The following is a 6,692-nucleotide window of genomic DNA, read 5'->3' as shown; positions in this document are numbered from 1 at the left end:
CGTTCACAACATTTGGCGGGGTCTGCCAGTCCCAAAGCACGACGTTGACACCACCCGCTGCGGCAAAGCTGGGCACCCTGGCACCAGCAACACCATCGGCAATAAGGCGGTCAACCAAATCCCATGTTGGAACGGCCTCGCCGCGAGATCTGAGAATTTTCCAGGGGCACTCGAGTGCTTTATTATCAATCCCGAGAGAAGACAGCGTGTTCGAATCCGTTAAATCGATCATTTCATCTATATCGACCGTGTAAGCGGCGAGCATGCCGGGTTTGGGGGTGCGAAGCATGTTTTGCTGGTACTCGGCAAGAGCCGTTTCCACCTCTTCTGAGAGATATAGAGCATGCTGGCCAGGTCGATTAAACCGGCCGCCATTTTTGGCGCTACCAGCTCCACTCAAGGGATCAAATGACCACCTGGGTGTCAAAATACGCCAGCATTGGTGGCTGTAGTTAGATGTCAGGAAGGATGGCATTAGGCGTAAACGCCTTCTTCCATGTCGCTCAAGTGTTGAAGAACGGCGTCGGCGTATCCGTCCGCAACCGTTTCGGCCGGTGTTTTGTTGCCAAAGCCGGGAATCGGCTGATATTCGAACCAGGCTACGGCCAGTCCGATAGATCCGGTCATGGCGCTCGCCCTGAGGAGAATCTGGGCGATCGGACGTAATTTTGCCTGTGTGGACTTCGCCTTCGGGCTTGCGCGGAGGCTGCTTGACTTTAGCCCTGAGAGCTTTGCTAATTCCTCATAGCGGACATGAAGAACATTACCGAGGACGCTCGGAAGAACAGTGCCGTCAGAGCTGTCGATCAACATTTCTGTATCTTTGTCGAGCAAGGCAATTGACATTATATGTGTCCTAAAATTGACTATGTAGTCATAATATAGTCAATTTTAGGCAGCTTTTCAAGAACCATATATCGACACCTAACGTGCAAAACGCACAAATGCTGATGCGGTCAGCTTAAATACTTAACGCTGTCAAAGCCTTTCATAAACCTTATTGATGTCAATTAGGTCCTTGATCAAATCGATCCGGCCACCAAGCGTTAGGCATGCCCATGGCATTCTTTTGATCATAATAAATTATACGACCGGCGCAATTCGCGCACATATCTATCAAGGTGAGGAGGTTCAAGATGCCGCGACCAAGTGGCTGTGGACATACAACAACGAGCGACCCAATATGGCCATCGGTGGCCTAACGCCAATACAAAAGCTGACAATGGAAAAACCCATGGCCGCCTAACCCGTTCTACTTCAAACGGCGATGGATTCAATTGGTCGATGCAACATACTCTGAACGCCTTATAGATGATGAGGATTATTGCCGTGAAAAGGGTCTAGCTGTTTAGTCCCGCTCTTTTAGGATTTATGGATCTGTCCGATAGTGATGTGCACTAACGTTAGTGCACACTAAGGATATATAGAAATGGCTGGGATAACATCTGCGAGCAAAAGCAGATCTGTGCGCCCTTTCAGACTGGATATCCAGATCATTGTTAGACACTCCTCGTGTATGGGGTAGTATCATGGTTTGCGCACTCACATTCCCGTTACAAGCGGCATGGTGGTTGGTTAATTGGACGTAAGCGGCACGGATTTAGGCAATAAGTCACATAACTTGCGGGGCATGCGCGCTTGGTCAAAATTCAAAGCTGCGACATGCCCCGCATTGTCGATGCCAACCACCTGTTGGACAGCATCGCGGTTAACCATATGGTGGCTAACCTAGTGGGCTCCATCCGGGTTCGCCGGTATTCCCACCACCGCCATTGATCCGCCCCTTCGACGGCTTCTCCAGCGGTCCCGGCGCTTATCGGGTCCCGGTCCCCATCTTGATGTCCTCTGCGGGAGCTCTCCGCACGCTGAACAAAACGCCCGCTATTCGGCTGCCTCCAATGTCATTGATGCTGACTCAGATATTTTTTCAAACTCGACTAAGATCTCGCAGTGATTATGTGTGAGGTACTGGACAACCTTAGAGTTATTGACCAGGGAAACGAGGTAGCCGCGCGCCAGAACTAGATTGAGGTGGTTGGGACCATAGGATTCTTCGATCAGCTTGATCTCACGCTGAAGGCTTGCCATCTCCTTTTCCATTTGCATCATCTGCTCAGAAGAAATTCCCTTGAATGCCTTTTGCTTCCCTGAATCAATCAGTTGTTCCTGGGGCGTCGCGGCCAACAGGGCTCTGGAATAGCTGACCGAGAAATTGTTCATCGCGATCATTAAATCGGCAACCTCGACCTGTCGCAGAGGCTTCATTTTTTTTAGTGAATAAAATGTATTTAAAGGACAGTGCAGGTCCTTGAGAAGGTCAGCTGCCTCCGCACAAATGCCATCCAGAAGAAGCCTCTTCTGCCGAATACTCGTAACGTTAATATCCAAGGCTTTGGCAATCCTGTCTTCTGGGACTCCGCGTTTGATTGCCTTCAAAATCATTTTATGTTCCTGGATCGTTGCAAGTTTATTGATCCGCTTGTTGTATGTGAAGGCCTCGTCATCAGTCGAGACCAGGCAGGTTACATCATCAATATCGAGATCTTTCAGGACTGCAATTCGCAAATGACCGTCAAGAAGCAGAAATTTCCCCTTCTTCCCTTTCGCGCGGGCGACCACAGGCGGTTCAATAATGCCGACCTCTCGGATCGATGCTGCAATCTGCTGGTATTTACGGCTTATTTTAGTGGATGCATGGAGCTGCTTCACAGGGAGGATATCGGTGAGAGAGACCAAAATTCTGGCTGATTCAAATGCTATAGTTACATTGCTGGACATAGGCATTATCCCCTCTTTACAATGACTAGGTCTGCGAGGGGACGCGGCATGGTTTTCAAACTCTCAGCACGCAGTAATGTCACGAAGTTATCGTCAGCTAACAGTTTCCGCATTGCCTCAACGATGAACAAAAGTCGATCCTGTGTGATTTCTGCTCTTTTGATCATCAAGCGTTGTCGGTCGGCCTCTTGCTGGTAAGCGCGAACAAGAGCATCGGATGACATGCGTGATCGGCCCTTGGAAGGAGACGAGTTACGGTTTGTCTTTCCTCGACGTTGGCGTTGCTCGACTACACGTCTCGCGGTCAGCAGTTTTTTGCCGCGGAGAAGGCCATTCTCGTAAGCAAGAGCAAGAGCATCCTGCACACCTTCCGCATCAGTGTCGACGATATCAATTGCGACACTGATTGGTATTTTTCCGGTTTCTACAGCGACCAATAGGCGCTCTTCTCCCTCTTCCAATAGGCGCCCGATTGAATGTACATAATCATAGGAAAGGGCAGTTTTCTCAGCAATCTGTGCATATGAATTGCCACGCTTTTTGAGCACTCCGATTTCACGGAGCAGCTCCATCGGACGGTGCTGTCGCCTGGCGATATTCTCTACCAAGCTCATGATTAGGCTATCTTCCTCGCTGACGTCGATAATAATGGCGGGTATTTCTTGCTGCCCAAGGGAGATGAAAGCTTCAAGCCGGCCCTGACCACACACCAGGTCGTATAAAAGCGCGCCGTCCGATGTACTCGATTGGCTAACCGTAATTGGCCTTTTGAGCCCTACCTTGGAAATACTATCGAGGATCAGTCGAAAGACCTTCGGATTTCGAACCCGTGGATTAAGAACGGTAATCTGGCCGATTGGGATCATTCGCACGGTGATGTCATCAGTTTCATTCGTCATGCTGCAATCTCCGAGATCTTTGCCCGCTCGGCCATGGCCAAAAAGAACTCCAGCGTATCGAACCGAAATGCATCGAGCATAAGACCATTCTCCTCGGCCAGCCGAATCCGGCCCGAGGATATATCGAGCAGCGGAAGGAGATAGTAATCCAAGGGTACTTCGTTGTTTTGATCCATCCGAACAGCAACCGTGATATCGGGCATTAGGCCCGTATCGAGGCGGACTTTCCAACGCAGCGAACCTGCGGGCGTTTGCTGGCACCGAGCTATGACGATGGAGGCGGTGAACTCACCGTTCACAGAAAGGAGGTCGGTGGCCTGGTTTTGTTGAACAGCGCCGCCAAGTATTTCGATTGATGCAATAGTATCCACTACGACTTCATGGTGCACCTGTCGTAGGCCACGGTTTATCTCAATGTAGCGATAGTCCCTATCGGGCGTGAACCCCACCAGTTCGTAGGCACGAATCAGGCTGCCGAAGCGTCGTTGGTATATATTGCTTGAGGGCATGCTATCAGCTTCGTCGATGACTAGCCCCGAAAGATAACCATGGTGCTGGAAAAGATGCTTCAAGCGGTCCAGCATTTCTTCGTCCGTGTATTTACGGTTGCGCTCACGGATCATCCCCTGTGCCGTGAAAAATAGTTCGGGGTCAACAATGGCCTCAAAAACACCATCGGCCCGGATCCACATATCCGGGGCATTAACCATTCGCTTCTTCTTTAACTTATAGGATTGGTGGTTGTAGACATTGTTCCCGATGTATTTTTCGTTGGTAAGGACCTGATGAACGGTCCCTCGGGTCCAGGGGCGGTTCAGGTCTGTCTTGATTCCTCGCTCGTTCAAGTCGGCCGCGATCGCGCTTTCCACCTTTCCCCCATCAACAAATTCACGATACATCCACTGAACTGTTGCTACTTCTTCGTCCGGCCCCGGTATCAAGATCACCCGGTCGGTTTGAAGGCACTTATGTTCACCAAAATCGAGGACGCCTTGGGGCGTACCATTTTGGTCAATGCGCATGCGACGCAATCCATAACCGGCCATGCCGCCTTGCCGGTAGCCAAGTTCGATAAGCCGACATTGCCCCGCAAAGACTTTTGTCGAAAGCTCCCGGCTATATTCGCCAGCCATGGCGCGTTTGACGCCTTTGACGATCGTTGAGACAGGACTGCCATCATTGTCGAATTGCTCAGCGCAGTAGTGAACGGTAATGCCGTTGCGTCGGCAGATGTATTCGTAATAAGCACTCTCATCCGCATCCTGAAACCTTCCCCAGCGGCTGATGTCGTAGACCAAGATGGCCGTAAAAACAGCGGTGCCGGATTCCACATCATCAATCAGCTTGCGGAGGCCAGCTCGCCCCTCAATTTTGAGACCACTTTTCCCAGCATCCGAGTATGTCTTAATGATCTTCATGCCGTTGCTTTTGGCATAGCGAAGAATGGCATCGGATTGATTTTGGGTGGAATACTTCTGGTGTTCGGTGGACATGCGGACGTACTCAACAGCGCTCATCTTATTTGAACCCTGTGCATCGACCTCAGTGTGTCCGGTGTCTGACAATTTTTCCAAAGCTATATCCTCCAACGCCAATCCGCCCGTGTTTCATGCGGCAAGGCAGTAACACCGACTAGGCAGCATCAACGTGATCGCCGATCGACTGATATCTCTTGCGTATATCAAACGTAGACATGGAGGTCAGGAATGTCTTTTCGTAAAAAAGGCCGAAACTTTCGGCCCATATCTGGAAAAACTTTTCCGGAATTTTCGGGTAAAATTTTGATCACTGAAGATGACACTTTCAAAAGCGTCATTTCTAAAACTTTGCGTGATGTGTTTGGGGGAAACGGTGAGGCGGTAAAATCATTGATGCGGATCACAGGGGTTGGTGAACGCACGGCCAGAAATTGGCTTGAAGGAAAAAACGCCCCGAACGGAGAGAACTTGATTGAATTGGCTCACCACTCAGATGAAGTTCTGGAAGCATTTTTATTGATGACGGGTCACCATGAAATTCTGACCATTAAAAAGCTGATTAATGCCCGTGGCGCGCTGGTTAAAATAATCAGACTTATTGATGAATTGGTCACGACAGACTTGGATGAGCCATAAAATGAAAGGCAATGGACTGGGGGCGGGGGAGCATTTAATTGAAGAAAAACCTTCCCCCAGATCGCGAGCCGATCTTATCAAAAATTTATGAAAAAAATGGCCCCATGTTTGAAGCACCAATAGAATATAATTATGATATAAATCAGTGGCTTACGATGGGCCTGTAGGCCAGTCTAGGTTTTTCATTTCATATCTGTAGGTGAATCTAGCTATTAGCTTTCATCAGTCTCGTTGTTTGGTTTCAGCGAAAAACGAAAAACGAGGATCTCTGCCTGTCTCATTCTACCTTTTTGAGTTCACCTACACTCATGCGAACCCACCGCCAGACTATGATTGCCCCGGAATCCCGCAGTTCCGGGGGCTTTGGGGACGGATATCCAGCGGCTAGGGTATCTGGAACATTTCCCCATTCTCAATTTTCCACGGATATTACGAATTACGCCTTGACAACATAGGTATTATATCCTATAGTGCGCACGGTGCCCACAAGGCCGCGATTCCAATGAACGGTGAAGCGCATAGCTCGCTTCTTATCTCCGCCGTCATTGGCTGCCGCGATAACCTGGCGTGGATAACACTCCCTCAAATTCAATATTTATCCGGCGTGCAGAACCGAATCTGGGTTCATTCCGGGAGTGTTCGTGCGCGCCCAGGTGTGAGGTTTCCATGTACGATTTTTTTCAACTCAAGCGCCCGCTTAAGCGGAACGTGAATGCTGATCTTAATGATGTATTCAAAGTCAAAACAGCCCTGAGCGATTTGGGGCATTATGAAGTTCCCGATTGGGGCATCACTGAATATCCGGACAATGGGTTGTTTCAGGGGATCAAGTCCCTCCAGCGTGATCATGGTCTTAAGGTTGATGGCATCATGAATCCCGGTGGTGAGACCGAGCAGACCC

At 49.6% G+C, this 6,692-nt stretch carries 8 protein-coding genes; 3 read left to right on the top strand and 5 right to left on the bottom strand.

All coding sequences use genetic code 11. From position 1 onward, the window contains the following. Positions 1-475, bottom strand: a 475-nt coding sequence (locus BEN30_RS12900; RefSeq protein ID WP_139135031.1) for an RES family NAD+ phosphorylase, incomplete at its 3' end; no start/stop codon positions are given. After that, entirely contained in the window at positions 475-846 is a 372-nt protein-coding gene (locus tag BEN30_RS12895; protein ID WP_069958742.1) for an antitoxin Xre/MbcA/ParS toxin-binding domain-containing protein, read from the bottom strand. The genes BEN30_RS12895 and BEN30_RS12900, both read right to left, overlap by 1 nt. 223 nt (positions 847-1,069) lie before the next feature. Between BEN30_RS12895 and BEN30_RS18420 the strand changes: the two genes are divergently transcribed. Continuing rightward, entirely contained in the window at positions 1,070-1,246 is a 177-nt protein-coding gene (locus BEN30_RS18420; protein ID WP_211563403.1) for an integrase core domain-containing protein, read from the top strand. 635 nt (positions 1,247-1,881) lie between these two features. On the opposite strand, the gene BEN30_RS12885 is transcribed toward BEN30_RS18420, so the two are convergent. From BEN30_RS12885 to BEN30_RS12875, 3 genes are read right to left on the bottom strand one after another with little or no spacing between them, the layout of a single operon-like run. Next, a complete protein-coding gene (locus BEN30_RS12885) occupies positions 1,882-2,778 on the bottom strand; it encodes a plasmid partitioning protein RepB C-terminal domain-containing protein (protein WP_069958745.1) in 897 nt (298 codons plus the stop codon). Positions 2,779-2,783: 5 nt separating this feature from the next. Beyond that, entirely contained in the window at positions 2,784-3,677 is an 894-nt protein-coding gene (locus tag BEN30_RS12880; RefSeq protein ID WP_069958740.1) for a plasmid partitioning protein RepB C-terminal domain-containing protein, read from the bottom strand. Then, complete coding sequence (locus BEN30_RS12875; protein ID WP_322091074.1) at positions 3,674-5,251, bottom strand: recombinase family protein; 1,578 nt, start codon at positions 5,249-5,251, stop codon at positions 3,674-3,676. Before BEN30_RS12875 ends, BEN30_RS12880 begins: the two co-directional genes overlap by 4 nt. A gap of 132 nt (positions 5,252-5,383) precedes the next feature. Between BEN30_RS12875 and BEN30_RS12870 the strand changes: the two genes are divergently transcribed. Then, positions 5,384-5,791 carry a hypothetical protein gene (locus tag BEN30_RS12870; RefSeq protein WP_069958739.1) on the top strand — a complete coding sequence of 136 codons (408 nt, stop codon included), beginning with the start codon at positions 5,384-5,386 and terminating at the stop codon, positions 5,789-5,791. A gap of 666 nt (positions 5,792-6,457) precedes the next feature. Then, a partial coding sequence (locus BEN30_RS12865) for a peptidoglycan-binding domain-containing protein (RefSeq protein ID WP_139135030.1) occupies positions 6,458-6,692 on the top strand: 235 nt, incomplete at its 3' end.

Source organism: Magnetovibrio blakemorei, assembly GCF_001746755.1.
Lineage (GTDB): Bacteria > Pseudomonadota > Alphaproteobacteria > Rhodospirillales > Magnetovibrionaceae > Magnetovibrio > Magnetovibrio blakemorei.
This window is presented reverse-complemented; position numbering and strand designations above follow the sequence as displayed.